Origin of the sequence: Legionella bononiensis (assembly GCF_016786215.1) — a bacterium.
Classification (GTDB): domain Bacteria; phylum Pseudomonadota; class Gammaproteobacteria; order Legionellales; family Legionellaceae; genus Legionella; species Legionella bononiensis.
Map to the genome: position 1 here is coordinate 62,924 of NZ_JADOBG010000007.1, position 20,995 is coordinate 83,918.

Below are 20,995 nucleotides of genomic sequence, written 5' to 3' on the forward strand. Positions count from 1 at the left end.
CTACGAAATCTCTGTAAATTTAGGTATATTAGAAAAAAATAATAATTATAAATTAAGAGAACATGCGAAAAATACTGATAGTTTTAACTGTTTTACTTTCAAGTTGTCAAACTACTAACTCACCCGATTCATCATCGACACCTTCTGGAAAGAACAATTCAAATCATTCTCGCCAATACCAGAAAGGTTCAGTTTATGACCGATATAAAAATAAAAATAATCGATATACCATTCAACAGGATGGAGCTCCCTCCAAACAAAAAAAACTCAGTTTTAAAGAACCTGTACCTACCAATGAACCTTTAAGCCGATATGGAAATCCCTCCGAATATTATGTTGATGGAAGGGCATACAAGGTAATGAAAAGTTCGAGTGGATATAAAACAAGAGGTGTTGCATCGTGGTATGGTACCAAATTTCACAAACAACGAACCTCTAGTGGAGAGCCATATAATATGTACGTAATGACTGCAGCTCATAAAACGCTTCCATTACCCACTTATGTCAAAGTAAAAAATCTGGATAATGGTCGTTCTGCTGTAGTTAAAGTAAACGATAGAGGTCCTTTTCACGCAGATCGAGTCATTGATCTGTCTTATGCTGCAGCTCTGAAGTTGGGTGTATTTCCCAAAGGCACCGCGAATGTTGAAATTGAAACATTGAAAGGGCCTGCTGGTGTTGCACATTATTATCTTCAAGCGGGCGCATTTTCATCTGAAGCACTTGCAAAAAGACTTAAAGAAAAATTGGTTCATATTACACCATCACCAGTGTTTATTGAGCATTATCAGCAACACTATGTGGTACGCGTAGGTCCTTTTGGTAATAAAGCCATGTCGGATAACCTCAAAGCAAAATTGGCCCAAAATGGGGTCACAGGTTCCTTTTCGGTATTAATATAGTAATTCAGTGATCCGGGTGTACAATCCGGATCCGAAACAATTAATCTGTAGGTGCAATTCTCAGATTGAATATTAAACATTAAATCACGACAATTAATTTGTTGACTGGAATCTTGAAAACAAACTGAATGCAGCTATATTTTTTAAATATTAATAATTTAAGTCCAGAAACAGAATAATTAATAGCTAATTCATGGATTAATGGATAAAATTGCATGAAGATCTAATTATCATTATCCAATTTACTTATGAGGCACACTACCAATGCATGATGGCTCTGTATTTTATACAATATTTTTAATATTTGCTGGGGCTGCATTCTTTTCTACTCTTGTTTTGTACACCAAGCAATCCTTACTGGTTGCTTATATATTATTAGGTGCCGTCTTTGGTCCCTGGGGCTTAAGACTGGTATCCGATGTAACTACCGTACAACAAATTGGCGATATAGGAATTGTGTTCCTGCTTTTTTTACTTGGTCTTCATTTGCAACCACAAAATCTGGTACACATGTTAAAGAAAGTGACCTGGATAGCGATAGTAAGCTCTGTTCTCTTTGCCGGTATGGCCTATGGCATAGGTAGATGGTTTGGACTTACAGTTACAGAATCATGGGTTCTTGGTGCATCAATGATGTTCTCAAGTACTATTATTGGCTTAAAATTACTGCCAACAACCATCTTGCATCATCAACACACGGGTGAAGTAATGATAAGTGTCTTGTTAATGCAGGACGTCATTGCGATCATCATATTAATCTTGATTAATGGGGCTCATCAGGGCGGTGGGTTATCGATAGATGATTTAGTACTGGTCCTTATCGCACTTCCGGCATTATGTTTATTTGCTTTTGCTTTCGAACGGTACATATTAATAAAACTGCTCGCACGTTTCGATAGAACACAGGAATATGTCTTTCTACTGTCGATAGGCTGGTGTCTCGGATTATCTGTTCTGGCACAAAAATTAGGGCTTTCAGAAGATATAGGTGCTTTCGTAGCCGGTGTAGCTTTAGCAGCAAGTCCCATATCTCTATTTATTGCAGAAAGCTTGAAACCTTTAAGGGATTTTTTCCTGGTTATGTTTTTCTTTACAATTGGTGCAACCTTTAATTTCAGTTATGCCGCGCAAGTAGTTATTCCGGCAGTAATTCTTGCAGCACTAATCCTCATTATTAAACCATTATTATTTTATATCCTGCTGCTCAGAGCAGGCGAGAAAAAACAAGTTGCCAAAGAAGTAGGTTTCCGACTTGGACAGGGAAGTGAGTTTTCATTGCTTGTTGCAAGTATTGCTTTAAGTACTAAACTCATTTCAGATGTCGCTTCCAATTTAATACAGGCAACGACTATTTTAACTTTTATAGTTTCATCGTACCTTGTAGTATTGAAATACCCAACACCCATAGCCCTGTCAGAGAAAATGCGTAAGGATTAATATTATGAAATTACTGGTTGTAGTATTGTGCTTGCTTAGTGAACGCTTTTTGATCCATTCGCTATCCTATCAACGGTTTTCATGGTTTGGAGATTATTTTTTAGTTATAACCAATGCAGTTGAGAAACGGTCTCATAATAAGAACCCATGGATGTATTTAGCTGCATTAATACTGCCTATTACTTTAATCACTTCAATTATTTATCTGATTTTTCATAACCTTTTTTTTGGTTTTACAGGATTACTTTTAAGTACTCTGATTTTTTTCTATTGCCTTGGTCCTCAGAATGCTTTTTATCCTCTTTCAGAAACTGATTCAAAAAATGACCACAGTGAATTTGTCAGTGATTATTTTGCCTTGGTAAACAGTCAGTTATTTGCTGTAATTTTCTGGTATATACTAGCTGGACCTATTGCTGTTCTGATTTATAGATTATTCACATTATGCAAAAACTATGATGAAGTAAGCCAGCAGGCAAAACAGGTCACTGAAATCCTTGAGTGGGTACCTGCACGTATTACTGCGTTACTCTTTTTATTAGTAGGTAATTTTCAACGGGGTTTTGCAACATTTATGCAATATGTTCTTAACAACCCGGATTCCAATAACCAGCTATTAAGTGAATGTGGTTTACAGGCCGTTCGAATTAATGAAACAGATGATATACCGTTCCCCAATGCTGAAGCCCTTGTAGAACATGCGGCTATCGTATTGGTGGTTTTCATTGCGTTATTTACATTAGTTGCATGGCTCTAAAGAGGTAATTCACCATAACTTATTGTAGGACTAAACTATGAACTACTTTTTACGCTTCTTTTTTTGCACAGTACTTCTAGTACTTTCGGGTTGTGCTACACAACAACCTGGCATTGGAAAGTCCAAGGAACTTAGCCAATGCATGCAATTATGTGAGCAGCGTTCCGATTCATGCAAGCAACAGTGTTCCAATAACTGCCCAAGATGCTCGTTAATAGCATCAGATGAGACGGCTATAGATTACCTGAGCTATGTGCATGACAAACAAGTTGAAGGGGGATATGTATCACGTGGGTTGAATTCTTACCGTGATCCACTACAATGCCGCAAAGTAACGTGTAACTGTACATCAGACTACTTAACCTGCAAACAAGGTTGCACTGGTGTAATACAAAAACGATTACAAGCTGTACCATACTGTACATAAAATTTTGAAAGTCGGGGAACTTTTTCATGGCAAATGAAACTAATTTTGATTTGGATCCAATTGAAACACGTGAATGGCTGGATGCCCTGCAATCTGTTTTTGCCAATGATGGTAGTGAGCGTGCTGCATTTCTTTTACAACAACTCTTGAATAAAGCGAATGCAGAAGGAGTTAAATTAACCAGTTCTATTAATACTCCTTATAGAAATACCATTAAACCTCATGAAGAGAAACAAATGCCTCCTGATGAAGGTATTGGTAAGCGTATTAATGCATTGCTTCGCTGGAATGCTGTTGCAATGGTTTTACGAGCTGGAAAATACGCTCCTGAACTAGGAGGGCATATTGCGTCTTATGCTTCTTCTTCCACTTTATATGAAACAGGATTCAACTATTTCTTTAAAGGCCCTAATGGAGAGAATGGTGGCGATCTGCTCTATATTCAAGGTCATTCTTCACCAGGAATTTATGCGAGAGCTTTTCTTGAGGGACGACTTTCTGAGTCAAAACTTCAAAAATTCAGACAGGAGGTTGAAGTTGATGGGTTATCTTCTTATCCTCATCCTTGGCTTATGCACGATTTTTGGCAATTTCCGACTGTATCAATGGGACTTGGCCCCTTACAAGCAATTTATCAGGCTCGCTTTTTAAAATATCTTGAAAATAGAGGATTAATTAAAGCAGAGGGTCGTAAAGTCTGGGCATTCCTGGGCGATGGAGAAATGGATGAACCAGAATCTGTAGGCGCATTAAGTATTGCTGCCAGAGAAAAGCTGGACAACCTTATATTTGTAGTAAATTGTAATTTACAAAGACTTGATGGTCCAGTTCGAGGTAACGGAAAAATAATACAGGAGCTTGAAGGACTGTTCAGAGGTGCCGGCTGGAATGTGATTAAGGTTATCTGGGGTGGTCGTTGGGATCCATTATTTGCCCGCGATAAGGAAGGCTGGATGCAAAAAAGGATGGAAGAATGCCTTGATGGAGACTATCAATCTTATAAAGCAAATGACGGTTCTTATGTCAGACAACATTTCTTTAATCAATATCCCGAATTAAAGAAAATGGTTGACAATCTGAGTGATGATGAGATTTGGCGTCTAAATCGTGGTGGCCATGATCCTCAAAAAGTTTATGCTGCTTATGCACAGGCGGTTGAACATAAAGGAACTCCTACAGTTATTTTGGCTAAAACCATTAAAGGCTATGGAATGGGTGCTGCGGGTGAAGGTCTGAATATTACTCACCAACAAAAGAAAATGACTTTGGAACAATTAAAGGCTTTTAGAGATCGTTTTAGTATACCCATCAGTGACGATAAAATTGCAGAAGTGCCTTTTTACAGGCCTGATGACGATAGCCCTGAAATCAAATACATCAAAAAGCAAAGAGAAGCTTTAGGCGGATATCTACCTCACCGTTCTACAGAGGTTCCAACGTTACCAATTCCACCTTTAGATGAATTTGCCTCGGTTACTCATGGTATGGGTGACAGAGAAATATCAACAACAATGGCTTTTGTACGTATTTTATCAATACTACTGAAAAATAAGGATTTAAGTTCCAGAGTTGTGCCCATTGTTCCTGATGAATGCCGAACATTCGGTATGGAAGGCTTATTCCGCCAAATAGGAATATATTCTCCTGTTGGTCAATTATATACCCCAGTTGATCGTGAGCAGGTGATGTATTACAAAGAAGCGCGCGATGGACAGATTCTTGAAGAAGGTATTAATGAAGCCGGAGCATTTTGTTCATGGATTGCAGCCGCTACTTCATACAGCTCGAATAAACTCACGATGATTCCGTTTTATATCTATTATTCCATGTTTGGTTTCCAACGTATCGGCGATTTAGCATGGGCGGCAGGTGACATCCAGGCACGCGGTTTCTTACTTGGCGGTACAGCAGGACGAACTACATTGGCTGGAGAAGGATTACAACATCAGGATGGTCATAGTCATCTTTATGCTTCGACAATACCTAATTGCGTCTCCTATGATCCTACATTTGCCTATGAACTGGCCGTTATCATCCAGAACGGATTATACCGTATGTATGAAAAGGGTGATAACGTGTTTTATTACATCACTGTAATGAACGAAAACTATTTACAACCCGATATGCCCAAAGGTGTCGAAGAAGGCATAGTTCGAGGAATGTATGTATTTAAAGAGAGCAAGAAGAAATCTAAAACTCATGTTCAATTGATGGGTTCTGGTACCATTTTACGTGAAGTGATTAAAGCAGCTGAAATGCTCGAAAACGATTACTCAATCACTTCGGATATTTGGAGCGTAACAAGCTTTAATGAGCTTCGTCGTGATGGCTTAGCCAAAGAACGGCATAATGCGATGCATCCAGAAGCTAAAGCACAGGAGTCGTATGTTGCTTCCCAGCTTAAAGACCGTAAAGGCCCAGTAATTGCTGCAACTGATTATATGCGCATTTACGCTGATCAGATTCGTCCTTATGTACCCAATCGGTACGTTACATTAGGAACAGACGGTTATGGAAGAAGTGATACTCGTGAACGCTTACGACATTTCTTCGAAGTAGATGCAAAATATATAGTTCTGGCAGCATTAAATGCTTTGGTTGCTGAAGGTTCTATAGATAAATCTAAAGTTGTAGATGCGATAAACCGTTACTCTATTAATCCAGATAAATTAGATCCAGTTACCCATTAGTTAAACTAACTGAGTACAAAGGTATTGCTACAGTTTAACTGAATGCTGAGGATAGATATGGCAAATGAAATAGAAATTAAAATACCTGATATTGGCGGTGCAACTCAGGTTGATGTTATCGAGATTTTGGTTAAGGTTGGAGATCAAATAAGTGTTGATACTCCGCTGATTACTCTTGAATCAGATAAAGCGAGCATGGAAATTCCTTCTCCTGTAGCAGGAATTATCAGCCGGATCACATTAAAAGTTGGGGATAAAGTTTCCGAAGGGGATGTAATCCTTGTGGCATCAACCGAACAGGTTGCTGCCATCCCAAAAAATGAGACGTTAACAGAGACTCCTCAAATTAATAAATCCCATGAAACGGTTCAAGAAACTAAACCGATAACCAGTAACACTAATAGAACCGTCGAAGTAACCATTCCTGACATAGGTGGTGCGACCGACGTAGATGTAATTGATATTCTGGTAAAACCAGGAATGACAGTTGAGAAAGATCAGGCTTTGATTACGCTTGAAGGGGATAAGGCGACTATGGATATACCATCTCCTTATTCCGGGATAATTAAAGAAATCAAAATTAATTTAGGTGACAAAGTAGCACAGGGCACACCTATATTAGTCATGGAGTCTACTACGGCCGGAGCCATGGAAGAACAAGAACTGCCCGTTAAAGCACCTGAACAAGCTAAAGAACAGCAGGTTCAATCGACTCCAGCAGCAGATTCACGTCCAGAAATTACACCTGCTTCAGAACCCAATGAACTGTCAGATATCCTATCAGCAGGTCCTGCAGTACGACGTATGGCGAGGGAGTTAGGAGTTAATTTACACCTGGTGAAAGGTAGCGGACGAAAAACCCGCATTACCAAAGAAGACATACAAAATTATATCAAGACTCGCTTAAGTGAACAGCCGGCATCAAGTACTTTTAATGTACCAGCAAGCCCAATAATTGACTTTAGCAAATTCGGTGACATAGAATCCAAGCCACTGAATAAAATTAAACGATTAACTGGTGCCAATGTACACCGTTCCTGGATAACTATTCCGCATGTTACCCAGTTTGATGAAGCAGACATCACTGATTTGGAAGAATTTAGAAAATCAGAATCAGAACGTATCAAAGAACCAGGTTACAAGCTGACCATATTAGCATTTGTTTGCAAAGTAGTAAGCAGGGCCTTACATGCGTACCCTCAATTTAATTCATCGTTAGATGCTACCGGTGAACAATTAATTTATAAAAAATATTGCAATATAGGAATTGCTGTCGAGACTACTAATGGCTTAGTAGTACCGGTTATTAAAAATGTAGATCAACTGACAGTAAGTGATATTGCTCTTGAAATGGCTCGATTAAGCAGCAAAGCGCGAGATAAAGGACTGATGCCAGCTGATATGTCTGGGGGCTGCTTTACAATATCCAGCCTTGGAGGTATTGGTGGTACTTCATTTACCCCCATAGTAAATAGCCCGGAAGTCGCGATTTTGGGATTATCGCGTTCTTCATTTAAACCGATTTATGATAAAGGAGAATTCAAGCCTAGATTAATGCTGCCTCTGTCTTTATCTTACGATCATAGAGTAATTGATGGTGCTGAAGCTGCACGATTTACTCGCTATATATGTGATAATTTATCTGATATTAGAAGAGTTCTCCTCTGAATTTATGAGATAATTTAACTATAATTTACAATATGAGGCATTAATGATGGCTAACAAAATTAAAACTGATGTCGTGGTTTTAGGCAGTGGACCAGGCGGATATACAGCCGCTTTTAGAGCAGCGGATCTGGGGAAAAAAGTAGTACTGGTTGAGCGATTTGACTCACTAGGCGGTGTGTGTCTCAATGTGGGTTGTATCCCTTCAAAAGCACTTCTACATATTGCAAAAGTAGTCGACGAAGCCCATGAAATGGCAGAGCAGGGCGTTGATTTTGGAAAACCCAAACTGGATAACAAAAAATTAGTTGCCTGGAAAAACTCTGTTGTTTCAAAATTAACAGGTGGTTTAAAAGCCCTCTCCAAACAACGTAAAGTTGAAATACTGACCGGCGTGGGTAAATTCTCAGGAACTCATCAAGTTACTGTTGAGACTCAAGATGGTCCAGTTGAGGTTGATTTCGAAAATGCCATTATTGCAGTCGGTTCTGAATCAATTAATTTACCCTTTATCCCAGAAGATAAACGTATATTCAGTTCAACCGGCGCTTTAGAGCTTGCTGATATCAAAGGTAACCTGTTGGTTTTAGGCGGCGGTATTATTGGATTGGAAATGGCAACTGTTTATTCTTCACTTGGTGTTGATGTCACCGTTGTTGAATTTATGGATCAGCTAATACCTGGCGCTGATTCTGATTTGGTTAATGTATTACAAAAGAGAATGATTAAAAAAGGAGTAAAATTCCTGCTCAAAACCAAAGTTACCGCTGTTGAAGCCAAAAAGGACGGTATTTATGTTTCTATGGAAGGGGAGCATGCAACAGATAAACCGTTATGCTTCCAACAAGTTCTGGTTTCCGTTGGACGAAAACCTAATGGTGGTACGATCAATGCTGAAAAAGCAGGTGTACACGTTGATGAACGTGGATTTATTAAAGTGGATAATCAACTGAGAACTAATGTTCCTCATATTTTTGCCATTGGTGATGTTGTTGGTCAACCGATGTTGGCTCATAAAGCAATTCCAGAAGGTAAAGTAGCAGCTGAAGTCATTGCCGGTAAAAAACATTATTTTGAACCTAAATGCATTGCCAGTGTTGCTTACACTGATCCCGAACTGGCCTGGGTTGGTTTAACTGAAAAAGAAGCAAAAGAAAAAGGTACTAACTACGAAAAAGCTACATTTCCCTGGGCTGCAAGTGGCCGGGCATTAAGCATGGGACGTGAAGAAGGAATGACCAAACTATTGTTCTGCCCTGAAACAAACCGTATTCTAGGTGCTGGCATAGTAGGTGTCAATGCGGGTGATCTCATTGCAGAAACAGCATTAGCCATCGAAATGTGTTGCGATGTTGAGGATATTGCATTGACAATTCATCCTCATCCCACGTTGTCTGAAACTATTGCTCAATCAGCTGAGGCTTTTGAAGGAACAATTACCGATCTTTATTTACCCAAAAAGAAAAAGAAGTAATTGGGGGATTATCAGTTAAGTGTAGTAAGGACTAAAAGCTCCAAAAAATCCAGCTGATGAATGAATGGCCAATGTGCGAGATTTTGTCCATTCATCAAGCAGGGAGATCAACAATCCAGTTAAGCTCTGTACACACCGTACAGAGCTTAACTGAATGTTTTTCCCAGTAAGAACGTACTCTAATGAATATATGTGAGTTGATTCAAAATACCCTTGCAGTTTAAAAGTAACGTAATGACACAGAGCACCAAAACAGCACATTATGAATGAGGTATTATTGGTAATTGATACTCATTTTAATTAAGTTATTTAGCATGTGTAGAAATTTTATTTTATTAACTTATTTGAAATATATCTATTCCTCATAAATAATCTGTATGTAATGCTGCAAAATACCGGGAGCATCGAATGATACTTAACATTCGTCGTATGAAAGAATCAGATATAGACAATGTGTATTCTATTGAAACTAATGTTCATATTGCTCCATGGAGTAAAGATATATTAAGAGACTGTGTTTTGGTTGGCTATGATTGCCGCGTGCTTGAAATAAACAATGGCGATAGTCCAATTCTTGGCGGATATATTATTTCCCGAATAAGTAACAATAGTTGCCATATTTTAAATTTTTGTATTGCCAAACCACTTCAGTCAAAAGGATTGGGGAGAAAACTATTACAAACGGTGCTTTATTCCTTGTCAAAATTTACAGACACGAAACATGTAGTTCTGGAAGTTAGGCCAAGTAATTATACTGCTATACATCTATATGAATCTTTAGGTTTTGAAACCGTTGAAATTAAAAAAGATTATTATAAAGATAACAACGGGGTAGAAGATGCGATCCTTCTTAAAAAAAATCTTAACAGCTAATGCTTGTTTCTTTGAAAATATGAAATACAGTTTTTAATAGTATAATAAATAAAAATTTTAAAAAATCTCAAATTTAGCATGTAATTTAATATTAGATTTGTTATTATACATCCCCAATTTCAATTTATTCACGTTCTTACATCCTGTGGATAAATCCAGCATATTCTCATAAAACTCTGCATTTATTATTTCTATGTTTCTTGAAGACTCAGGCTATATATGAGCTATAGCTTCAGTTTACATCTACTATTTTAATTGTGTTATCCACAAATTCTGTGGATAACCTTGTGCATAGAGTTGTGAATTCATTGATAAATAAGCTCATTTCAAAACTGCATCATAATCAACCATAATATTTTTTTTCAACCCCAATACAACATGACCACTTCCTTGAAATTGGTTGTAATTGATTGAGCTGAGTATTTAAAATTGATATTCAAGTATACATATAAGAGCTGATACACGTTTTGAGAACTCTATTGATGAAGTAGGTTAAATGGAGGCAAATGCATCGATACAACACACCTTGCCAGTTATTGACAGTTCAGGCAAACAAGCATACAATTGTACTTTTTTTAAACTTAATGCCGCTTCGAAAATCAAAAGGATTGTTAAAATGGTAGTATCTGCAACAATAAATCATAAGTAAATTGTACAGAATATTCCAGTGTTTTAATTTAAACATATACTATATAGAACTGATTAATAAAGGAATTTTTTCGAGTTGGCTCCTGAGAAGTGGAGCTTACCATGCCTAAACATAATGATTTGCATGCCTTACTGCAAGTTTTGTTAGATGAACCAGTAGCACAAAATCGAGATTATTTCTTGTTCATGCTGGGAACAGATACCGTATATACCCATAGACCTACATACCCACATCAACTTACAAAAGATACAGTAGTTCCTAAAGAACAGAGAGCCTATGTCAATGGCGAATCCTTATCTTATATGGCGAGAGTGGTTGCTGACAGGCTAGGAGAAAACGATCCTGAAATTAATATAGATCAACCCTTATCATTCAGCACACCATCGGTAGATGTTGTGAATGGACCAACAACTCTTGGTTCCGAGGTTGGCGAGCGTATAGCCCAGGGGGTTTTTCTCATACTAAAAGCCCTTGCTGAAGGGAAACAAAACATTCAAATATCTGCTCACAGTCGTGGAGCTGTAGAATCTATACTTATCGCTCATGAAATTGAACGAATCAAAACAGAACTTAACACAAAACCTTCTCAAACCATTCATCAAATAATGGCTAACTCACCATGTACTTATACTTCAAAGGCTGTGAAGAAGCTCTTTGCTGACGTGAAGGAGTCCCCTGAGGTAAGGACAAAACTGGCTGATCGACTATCATCTGCTAAAATCAATATGTTTTTAATGGATCCTGTTCCCGGTGGAAGCTGGCGAGGTATTGGTAAATTTGTCGCCTGGAGGGATGAGAGATTTTATGTTAAACCACCATGTTCCAATGCAGAATTATTAATTTTCCGTGATGAACGTACCCGTTGTTTTATCCCCATAAAATTCAAAGATCAGACACCATTAATTTTGCCAGGACATCATGGTACCGCAAGTGGAAATCTTTATACCCAACAGTTTGATGATATTACAGTTAGTGGAGATGACAAAGATTCATCCTTGGTCCAAAAATTAGCGATTGTCAAATTACTAAATTTCATCAACAACAGTACAGGTCTCTTTGATAGAGTGACCTCTCCTGTAGCTCTGGAACATCCGGCATTGGATGAAGTTGCAAATCAATTTTTTTCGGCAGGGAAACAAGATCGAGTCGAACTGTTATTGGAGATCTATAAAAAAATACAGATTAATGATAAAGCATACCGATATTTTAATGGTACATCATATGCGTATCTGGGTAGTGAAGCATCCAGTTCAGGTGCTCGATACATACATGCCGATGGGCACAACTATACTTCTTTAGACTCGTTATCTCCATCTTTAGGTGGTCAATTCATTAATAAAGAACATGCATTTTTATATTTGCTCAAACACATGGAATTTAAGGTGCATAGTGATGAATATCAACCCGACGCACTTATCACTCAATTAGGTAATGTTCTTAATAGTATATTCACCGGATATGTTCAAGCTCTAGAACCCAAAGCAGCGGATATGTCTAGTAGTTTAGCAATGCATTCGCAAGCTTTATTAGATTCTGAAGCAGATCGTAAAGCAACCTTCGAAGCAATCTCCGTATTTTTAGAATCGATTAGTCAGAAGTATTTACGCAATCATCTATCTTTAGAAGTGAAAACAAATTTATTAGCAGAAATTGATAAAGTTTTTGCCACCTTGCAACAATTCAAAAGACAACCTCAGGATGCTCCGATCAATAAAATTATTGATGAGTGTGATTTAATCTTACGCTCCAGTTTAAAAAATACAGCACAAATACACTATGTTTCACTTATTGATCAATCTAACGAACTGAATGCTCGACTAAAAAATTATTTAGTACCCAATACACAATTTAAGGAATCATTTAACATATTCCTTGAACAACTAGGTTTAGCAGCAACAGAAGAAAACGAACGCTCTTATATAATCAGGTCAGTAATTAATGCATTAAAAGAAGTTTCCCCCGTAACAGTCATTAACATCAAAACTGTTTTAAATGAACAGCTTCAAGCATTACAGGATGGTGACCATTTAGAAAAGCGTAAGGCTTTAGCGCAAATTTTAGAGTGCACGTTAAAAAAAGAATGCAATCTGGACCGCTATTTTGAATTGGATACTGTAGATGATGCTTCTTCTCTGACTGAGCTGGATCTGCTGTATGACAATATTGATACGTTAATTAATGGCTTTGATCATGTCAAACATTTAGCAGGAGCGCAGCCTATTGATATCAATATTGAACTTTTGTCCACACATAGAGACAGGGTAATCAAACTTGCAGCTGAAATTTTAATCAAAAAGAATTGGGATCTGCATGATAAACCAGCTAACATCAAAGATGTTTTTTTTCAAAAAGTGAAGGCTCAAGCCATAGCTTTGGGAGGTGTAAATCCCGAAGTTGCTGATTTATTTAAAGATATAAAAATTTTAAGATCACATCTGAATGAAAACAGTGAGAGAATAGAGCAATTATCCAGAGCACAACAGGACCAAAATCTGCATATAAAGGACTTATATCGCCAAAATCAACAAGTACACGAGATAGCTAATCTAAATAAATCACATCTGGAACGTTTGACTAATGAATCAAATCAAACTAAAGAAGCATATAGAATAGAAACCGAACAACTAAAACGGCAACAACAGCAGTTAACGATACAACTGTCCGAAAGCCAATCGGCTCTGCAACGCTTGACGGAGCAATTATCTGAAAATAAAAGCTCCAATGCGCTTGAAGTGGAACAGTTAAGGACGGAACAACTGCAATTAACCCAACAACTGAAGGACAGAACCCAACAACTGAAGGACAGCAAAGCTGCTTTGGAACGACTGAACGAAGAGTACAGCCAAAACAAGGAAGAGCGCAGTGCTGAAACCGAACAACTAAAACGGCAACAACAGCAGTTAACGACACAACTGTCCGAAAGCCAATCGGCTCTGCAACGCTTGACTGATGAGTTGACTGAAAATAAAAGTGCCAATGCGCATGAAGTAGAGCAGTTAAAAGAGGCACAAATCCAATTAACCCAGCAACTGACTGAAAGTAAAGCCGCTTTGGAAGAACTTAATGCTCAGTTATTGGAAAATAAAAATTCCAATGCGCGTGAAGTAGCGGAGTTAAAAAAGGAACAACTTCAATTAATTCAGCAAATTTCTGAAGACAGGGTGAATCAAGGTCAATTAGCTACAGAATTAGAGCGGATTAAACAAAGTTTCGCAAAAGAGCTTTTAAACATTCAGCAAAATCAAACTCAGCGAATCCAACACAATTCAGAGGAACATCAAAAACAGATCAAAGCTCAGGAGCGATTAATACAGCAATTAGTTTCCCCTAAAGAAATGACCTGCACACAACTTATAGAAACAAAGTTAATACCTTTAACTAAAGGATATCTTGATCACTTACTTAATGAAGCAAAGAGACTTAATCCATCGATTAATGCCAAAACATCATATGATATTTTGCCCGATCTCTCTGGTGATGAATCAGACCAGCAAAAATACCTAATGATAGCTAATAAATACACTATCTCTAAGAATCTTTTAAACCAATTGGAAGATAAGGATGCTATTCCTTTACCAAGTGACCGTATTACACAATTCGCCCAGACATTAAAAAATAATAATGCTCAGTTAAAGCAGCATCGCGATTCAGAATGGATGCAGTTTTTCAAGAATTGTATGGTAAGTATTGGAATAATTTGTACAGGAATAATCCCCGGGCTGATTGCACTCGCAGCGTATTCCAGCTATACGGGTAAATCGCCTCTATTCTTTACGCGATCACAAGGCGATGAATACTCACATCAAGTAGCAGACAAGTTAGACTATTTGCCAATATCAGTTAAATAAAATAGTACTCTTCTCTATACTCTTCAAACTAAAAGTTGTTGAAATTAGGGACTGTTGACAACTGCTTTATAACGCCTACTTGGTGCGGCTTGTCCGCGCCATCCATAAGATCTCTGGATACCGAGGACAAGCCGCGGTACGTAGGCGTTTGCGGGTAATTGAACAAATAAATTGTCAAAAGACCCTAATAAAGTTCAACAGCTTTTTCTTGTCGCACGATAAATAACCATAAGTAGCGATACTAGAGCACATGTCCAAAAAACCACGAATTTTGGAACTAATTAATTTTCTTACACTGTTGTTGTCTCATTTAACACTCCCTTAATGATCATATAATATACTAAAAGGACACGATAAAATCAGAGAATCCAATGACTTTTACTTTGACACTATTAGGAACAGATACAGCTTATTCACCAAGTCATGTTGACAATGCATACGATAAAGCAGAAACATTAAGTTATGTATCAACTATGATTCATGGTGTTCAGCTAAAACAAGACGATGTCACACAATTCAGGAACACACATGTTGCTGTCATAAATGGTCCAACTACATTGGGGCAAGAAGTAGGTGATAGAATTGCTCGTGGTGTACAAGCAATACTTGAAGCAATGAGTCGTGGCGAAGAAAATATCAGCATTATAGCGCATAGCCGCGGCGCTGTTGAAGCGATTCTTGTAGCTCATGAACTGGAACGTATTCAAACTCTCCTATCAAATCCTGATTATGACAAGTCCCAATTAACTAACAGTGTATGTAAATACACTAGAGCAGCAATGAACGGGCAACACAGTGCTGCTTTATCCGAAATCGACCTTGATAAAGTTGCTGAGCATATCGGTAAAGCGAAATTATCCATATTAAATATCGATCCGGTTCCCGGTGGCAATTTTATGGTTATCACTCATGCATCAAGCCTTGCCTGGAGAGATCCACGATTCTATACAGTTCCCAAGATTGTTTCAGAATATGAACAATATACTTATGAAAACGAAAGAACACGATGCTTTAAACCTATTGTCCCCAAGTGCGCCTCTTCTGAAACGAAATTTACGCTCAATAGCTTGCCTGGCCATCATGGAACTGGTTCAGGAAACCTTTCGGATCAACAAAGGAAACTAGAGCCGAATGGTTCAACTGATCACGTACAGGAACTGGTAATAATCAAAATTATAGATTTTCTAAAAAGGCACGATGTCGCGCTTAGCCCAGTCGAAAATCCAGATGATCCTTTTGCACACTTAATCGCACAGTTATTTCCAGAAGGACAATATTCCCCTGACTTTGATAAACAAGTTCAATTGTTATACTACCGATTATATAACGACATCATTAAGAATAGAGAAGCATACCGTCATTTTAATACAACATCCTATCCCACATTAGGACAGGAACAAGCGTTTATCAAACGCATCTGGAATGTCCTGGATCAACGTATAGTCCATTACCAAGCTCATAATGATACTTATCTTGAATCCATTGTCCCAGCAGTACCCGGTGGACATTTTTTAAATTATGAACATGCCCGCATTCATCTAAATCAGGAGTTAGGTCTAAAAGACGATTTACCTTTAAGTGAAACAATCAATCAATCCGTAGATCGATTTATCACTCTGTGTCGACACAAAAAGGCGCTGAGTGATTTGAAAGATAAACCTGTTGCGCCCGAAAATATATCCGCGTCTGTTGTATTGGATAAATTTGTAGCCACACTTGATACAAAAGAAGGATTTGGACTTCTATTAGATGGATTAGGAATGTTAATCGAAGAGGTGAGAAGACCTTATTTGCAGGATGAATTTACCGATCCAAACGAAAGAGAGGCTCTATATTATGCAGTTCAAAAAGCATTTGTAGCGTTTAAAGAATTGGCAAAAGATCCTGGCAACGAATTGGCGCAAAAGATCAATGAGGTATTAAATACAAGCCTTGAATCCACGTTGACAATGAAACAAAAATCATTAAAAGAAGATTACAAAGGTATTGCTGTAAAATTGAAGGGGAATGCATTTTTTACAGTTCTACAAAATAAAATTCAAGAGATTAGCACCCATTTAAATGAACAATCTGAAGGGACAAATATTAATGAATATCAACTCGACATTAAGTTAAAACAGACCCTGAAGGCAATAGAGGAATTGAGCTCACACAATCATAACCCTCAAGTTCTCAAATCGTTTATTGAACAAGAACTTCTTTCATATAAGGAGTTTGCTGGTGGAATGGAATTAGAACATGAGACAGCCCCAACTCAAAACTCTCTTGAATGGGTTAATCTGGTTATGAATGAAGCCCTTGATGACAGCATTAACTATGAAGTTGAAAATATGATGGCTGAAGCGATTAAAGTGCATCAACATCTGGAACAATTCAGAAAAGGGTTACCTGATTTCAAAGCATTAAATGCTGAGCTGGATTACAGCAATTGGGAAAATGACCTTGAAGAGCAAAGAGATCATTTAATTCGATTAATTGCTCAATACATTGTAAAAGAAGGATTGGATCTTCATAAAGACATTAAGCCATTATTCATAAATAATGATGATTTATATGCTCAAATTGAAGGGCTTGCTATTGGATTAGGGGCAGTAAATCCGGCGAATATCAAAATAGACCAACTTAATTCAGAAATTGAAGAACTTCAATCACAACTTCGAGATCTGGCGGATCAGAATAAAACACTGGAAGAGAGCGTTATCGAGTTGCATTCTGTACAAAGCTCACTATTACGAGATAATTCCACTATACAAAGAGAAAATGAAGTTCTTAGAGCCAATATTTCAAACCTTTCAGTAGAGAATGTCGTACTTGAAAACAGAGTTCAGGAGCAAGCTCAAAGAGCATTTAAAAATGTCAGTGTTACAGAGAATGAAAACAGGCGTCTAAAAGAACTATTAAATAATGATACTGAATTACAATGTCAATTATTGGTTAAAACCAAACTCATTCCTTTAACTCAGGAGTATCTAATACATCTTGCAACTGAAATAAAACAAACAGTTAATCCCGACCTTGTAATTAACAAACAAAATCTATCGAATGTTATTGAAGAGATTCATAAAATAAACGTATGGCCTGAAAAAGAGTCCACCTCAATTCTGAAGAAAAAGTTTGATATTGTGAGCGGATTATATGAGCATCTTAATGATCAATCGATTAAAAAACCCAGCGATAAAGTTGTCGAGTTTTATACCAAATTAAATGATGCTAATGAGGACATTAAACAACATAAAGATCCTAAATGGCAAAGATACATTGCAAATACAGCTGCTGTATTAGGCATCATTCTGACAGGAATATTACCTGGTCTGGCCGTTTTGGCAATCTTTTCAGCAGTGACCGGTAACTCACCAAAATTCTGGCAATCCAAAGGTCAGTCGTTTATCGAGAAGTCTAAAGAAGAAATTGATCAGAATCTTCCATCCATAGCGCCTAATAAAGGAAGTTAATTAGTGTGCTGTACTGTTCATTCAGTAGCTAACTTAAAAGACATGAGTTATGCTACTGATGATATAATTTCTGTGCTTTACCCATGAGGAATTCATAAGTACTAAATCAATACAATCTAATCAATGGAGTGACCAATAATGAGTGCTTTTTCATTAAAACCAATGTTGATTGCTGCTACTGCTGGGCTGTTCTCCATATCAGCCTACTCTGACAATACAACTCAACCCAACAGTTACTTTCAAACTGCTTGTATCAATTCCTGGATGACTAAAGGCGAACAAGCCACTGATAAAGTAGATTATAAAAATTTCGGCGAAAAATATTGTGCTTGTACATCGGCGCAACCTCTGGACAATCAAGAAGCAATAAACAAAGCCATTCAGCTTTGTTTGTCACGAACTTTACTCCATGATGCAATGGACTCTCTGGAAGAAGAGGTTGGCTTATCAGATGCCAAAGCAGCTGACTTCACCGAATATTGTCTGGATAGATGGAGTTTAATATATCCCAAACAAACTGAAGAGGATAAAAAATTTACCACTTCATACTGCGAGTGCGCCCAACCTAAACTCATGGAGCTCATCAAAAAATCAGAGACTATTACTGATAAAGAATATGATCAATCCATAGATACCATCGCTGGTGATTGTTCTGGTAATGTAAAGGAACAAAAGACAGATACTTCGACTACAAGCACCACTACAAATTGAATATTGATTTAAAGGATTTTAACCAATGATGGTTAAAATCCTTCTAAATTATCAAGTTGATTAATGAACCGTTGCCTGATTTTGCACGTAAACATCATCCAGTTCATGAACATGTTCTTTAGCAGTTGAAGCTTTTTCAGAATTAAAAAAGCTATAAAGTTGTGTATAAGCACGTTTACCGTTATCAATTTGAGTGTCTAAATCAGATTGTTCCTGTTCATACTCTTCTTTACTTTGATAGTTATCCTGGCGCACCCCTTGAGCCACAAGAGAAGCAACACTGGTGAAAATAGCTAGAAGTAAGGGGGCTGCGGGAAGCATCAAAATTGGGTGTACCATAGCTACAGCAACAAAACTGGCTATTAGTGCTGGAAATAAAGTTAAAAATAAAGCAAAACATATTATCGCCACAACAGCATCCATAACAGCATTGAACTTGGACAGTATTTTGTCTTTATTTTTGGAATCAATTAATACTTCTTTAATTTTATTAAATAATTTACTTTCTTCTCGAGCTTGCTCTGCAGCGATCTGCGCTTCATTTATACCTTCTTTAGCCATTATTTTGTTACTTTTTTCTATATACTCCATAGTTACTTTTTGAATCTTGATTTTATCTTCGTTTGTTAATAACTCATTAAGAGCCTCTAACTGAGAATTCATCTCAGTCTGATTAATTGGGTTGCGCATCACATACTCCTGGTCTGATTTTTCATATACGTTTATAACAGTTTCAGTATATTTCATGGTCGCTTAACACCTGGTTAAAAATCAGGGAATAATATTCACCATAAAGTGAATATTTGGAACAATGCAGGATTACCATGATCTTCCTTTAAGCCAAGGCAAGGTTTTAGATAAGCTAATTAATTGATCGATTCTTAAGATTTAATCTGGAGTGAAAAATCAAACTGACTGGAAAATTCGACAAATTTTTGTTCCGTCATAGTGATTTTTTTTCCTTTGTGATAAACCAGATAATAAGTATGGCAAACAGGGAATCCAGGGACATTCAAAGCGATTAACTCGGGAGAAGAAAAATCAGTGGGCAAAACACCCCATCCTAATCCTAACAACAATAACTCCTTTATTACCTCTAAATTATTCATATCCATTTTTACTATTAAATTGGAATTCGATTCCATAAATAAATGCTCTACTGAATCTCGAATTGCATACCCTGGCTCGGGTAATATAGCTGGATACTTGGCAAGAATTTCAGTGGACAATTGACCGTACTGTGCAAGCGGATGAGATGTTGAAACAAAAACCTGCATGTCTTCCTTCCATAATTCTAAGGTACGTACATGAGGAGGAAGTAAAGGAATCAAAGTACAAATACCAAAATCAAGATTGGTCTTTTCAATCTCTAAATATAAATCTGCAGGAAATTGAAACCGAACATCAAAATTTACCTCAGGGTATTGTAACAAGAATGCTTTAAGTATCTTGGGTAATCGATACAAGCCAGCAAAAAATGTAACACCTAAAATAATGGTTCCTATTGCTTTATCACCTATTTCTTTAATTGATTTAATTGCATCAGTTGATGCCACAATGATCGTGTTAGCAAAAGGTAATAATAATTTTCCCGCTTCAGTAAGTCTGGCTGTCTGACCAATTTGGCTAAACAAACTGGCGCCAACTTCCATTTCCAATCTGGATATGCGCTTGTTTACGGCTGATGGGGTTATATGGAGTTGCTTTGCTGCTCTCGTGTAGGAATGTAATTGAGATACGGCATAAAATGTTCTGAGCGAGGCAATATCCATTTATTGATGTCCTTACTCAATGGGTATAAGTCAATTCTAGATAAAGAAATGAACTCTGTAAATCAATCGCAAGCCTTGAGAAATCTTCTATGTATTAAAAATACATATTGAGCTTCATATTTTACAATTTATATGAAATGGGCTTTTTTGCGAAAGCGAGGACCCTTTAATTAGCCTTAAATAGTATTGGGCAAAAATTCAAAATGTTACATTTAAAAAATTATCTAAATCTCAGTAAAATTTCCTTCTCCCTCAGGGAGAAGGTGCCGTTAGGCGGATGAGGGGATCAAACATCGTTCATGAAATAGTCACCGAATAATTAATATGGAACGGATAGA

General features: G+C 37.3%; 13 protein-coding genes. 11 read left to right on the forward strand and 2 right to left on the reverse strand.

Annotated elements, in window-relative coordinates; all coding sequences use genetic code 11:
- The first annotated feature begins 62 nt into the window (after window positions 1-62).
- From IZU94_RS04605 to IZU94_RS04655, 11 genes are all read left to right on the forward strand, one after another.
- Entirely contained in the window at window positions 63-902 is an 840-nt protein-coding gene (locus IZU94_RS04605) for a septal ring lytic transglycosylase RlpA family protein (RefSeq protein WP_203108471.1), read from the forward strand.
- A gap of 264 nt (window positions 903-1,166) precedes the next feature.
- Complete coding sequence (locus IZU94_RS04610) at window positions 1,167-2,339, forward strand: cation:proton antiporter (RefSeq protein WP_203108473.1); 1,173 nt, start codon at window positions 1,167-1,169, stop codon at window positions 2,337-2,339.
- 4 nt (window positions 2,340-2,343) lie between these two features.
- The gene (gene ampE, locus IZU94_RS04615) at window positions 2,344-3,096 is read left to right on the forward strand and encodes a regulatory signaling modulator protein AmpE (RefSeq protein ID WP_203108475.1); all 753 of its coding nucleotides are present in this window, start codon (window positions 2,344-2,346) and stop codon (window positions 3,094-3,096) included.
- Window positions 3,097-3,133: 37 nt separating this feature from the next.
- Window positions 3,134-3,523: an acyltransferase gene (locus IZU94_RS04620; RefSeq protein WP_203108477.1), complete on the forward strand. Its 390-nt coding sequence runs from the start codon at window positions 3,134-3,136 to the stop codon at window positions 3,521-3,523.
- 26 nt (window positions 3,524-3,549) lie between these two features.
- Complete coding sequence (gene aceE / locus IZU94_RS04625; protein ID WP_203108479.1) at window positions 3,550-6,213, forward strand: pyruvate dehydrogenase (acetyl-transferring), homodimeric type; 2,664 nt, start codon at window positions 3,550-3,552, stop codon at window positions 6,211-6,213.
- A gap of 57 nt (window positions 6,214-6,270) precedes the next feature.
- A complete protein-coding gene (aceF, locus tag IZU94_RS04630; RefSeq protein ID WP_203108481.1) occupies window positions 6,271-7,881 on the forward strand; it encodes a dihydrolipoyllysine-residue acetyltransferase in 1,611 nt (536 codons plus the stop codon).
- A gap of 46 nt (window positions 7,882-7,927) precedes the next feature.
- The gene (lpdA, locus tag IZU94_RS04635) at window positions 7,928-9,352 is read left to right on the forward strand and encodes a dihydrolipoyl dehydrogenase (protein WP_203108607.1); all 1,425 of its coding nucleotides are present in this window, start codon (window positions 7,928-7,930) and stop codon (window positions 9,350-9,352) included.
- Between the two features lie 408 nt (window positions 9,353-9,760).
- Window positions 9,761-10,225, forward strand: a complete 465-nt coding sequence (rimI, locus tag IZU94_RS04640) for a ribosomal protein S18-alanine N-acetyltransferase (RefSeq protein ID WP_203108483.1) — start codon at window positions 9,761-9,763, stop codon at window positions 10,223-10,225.
- A gap of 750 nt (window positions 10,226-10,975) precedes the next feature.
- Window positions 10,976-14,722: a coiled-coil domain-containing protein gene (locus IZU94_RS04645; protein WP_203108485.1), complete on the forward strand. Its 3,747-nt coding sequence runs from the start codon at window positions 10,976-10,978 to the stop codon at window positions 14,720-14,722.
- A gap of 371 nt (window positions 14,723-15,093) precedes the next feature.
- Complete coding sequence (locus IZU94_RS04650) at window positions 15,094-18,174, forward strand: hypothetical protein (RefSeq protein ID WP_203108487.1); 3,081 nt, start codon at window positions 15,094-15,096, stop codon at window positions 18,172-18,174.
- 138 nt (window positions 18,175-18,312) lie between these two features.
- Window positions 18,313-18,885, forward strand: coding sequence for a hypothetical protein (locus IZU94_RS04655; protein WP_203108489.1), 573 nt, complete (start codon window positions 18,313-18,315; stop codon window positions 18,883-18,885).
- Between the two features lie 60 nt (window positions 18,886-18,945).
- Here the strand turns inward: IZU94_RS04655 and IZU94_RS04660 are convergent, their stop codons facing one another.
- Together IZU94_RS04660 and IZU94_RS04665 are read right to left on the reverse strand one after the other, a co-directional pair.
- The gene (locus tag IZU94_RS04660; RefSeq protein WP_238400681.1) at window positions 18,946-19,632 is read right to left on the reverse strand and encodes a hypothetical protein; all 687 of its coding nucleotides are present in this window, start codon (window positions 19,630-19,632) and stop codon (window positions 18,946-18,948) included.
- 134 nt (window positions 19,633-19,766) lie between these two features.
- The gene (locus tag IZU94_RS04665) at window positions 19,767-20,657 is read right to left on the reverse strand and encodes a LysR family transcriptional regulator (protein WP_203108494.1); all 891 of its coding nucleotides are present in this window, start codon (window positions 20,655-20,657) and stop codon (window positions 19,767-19,769) included.
- Between the last annotated feature and the right edge of the window lie 338 nt (window positions 20,658-20,995).

Bases quoted from the DNA above. Each gene is read 5' to 3' on its own strand.
- IZU94_RS04605 (WP_203108471.1), top strand. From the start codon at position 63: ATGCGAAAAATACTGATAGTTTTAACTGTTTTACTTTCAAGTTGTCAA.
- IZU94_RS04610 (WP_203108473.1), top strand. From the start codon at position 1,167: ATGCATGATGGCTCTGTATTTTATACAATATTTTTAATATTTGCTGGG.
- ampE (WP_203108475.1), top strand. From the start codon at position 2,344: ATGAAATTACTGGTTGTAGTATTGTGCTTGCTTAGTGAACGCTTTTTG.
- IZU94_RS04620 (WP_203108477.1), top strand. From the start codon at position 3,134: ATGAACTACTTTTTACGCTTCTTTTTTTGCACAGTACTTCTAGTACTT.
- aceE (WP_203108479.1), top strand. From the start codon at position 3,550: ATGGCAAATGAAACTAATTTTGATTTGGATCCAATTGAAACACGTGAA.
- aceF (WP_203108481.1), top strand. From the start codon at position 6,271: ATGGCAAATGAAATAGAAATTAAAATACCTGATATTGGCGGTGCAACT.
- lpdA (WP_203108607.1), top strand. From the start codon at position 7,928: ATGGCTAACAAAATTAAAACTGATGTCGTGGTTTTAGGCAGTGGACCA.
- rimI (WP_203108483.1), top strand. From the start codon at position 9,761: ATGATACTTAACATTCGTCGTATGAAAGAATCAGATATAGACAATGTG.
- IZU94_RS04645 (WP_203108485.1), top strand. From the start codon at position 10,976: ATGCCTAAACATAATGATTTGCATGCCTTACTGCAAGTTTTGTTAGAT.
- IZU94_RS04650 (WP_203108487.1), top strand. From the start codon at position 15,094: ATGACTTTTACTTTGACACTATTAGGAACAGATACAGCTTATTCACCA.
- IZU94_RS04655 (WP_203108489.1), top strand. From the start codon at position 18,313: ATGAGTGCTTTTTCATTAAAACCAATGTTGATTGCTGCTACTGCTGGG.
- IZU94_RS04660 (WP_238400681.1), bottom strand. From the start codon at position 19,632: ATGAAATATACTGAAACTGTTATAAACGTATATGAAAAATCAGACCAG.
- IZU94_RS04665 (WP_203108494.1), bottom strand. From the start codon at position 20,657: ATGGATATTGCCTCGCTCAGAACATTTTATGCCGTATCTCAATTACAT.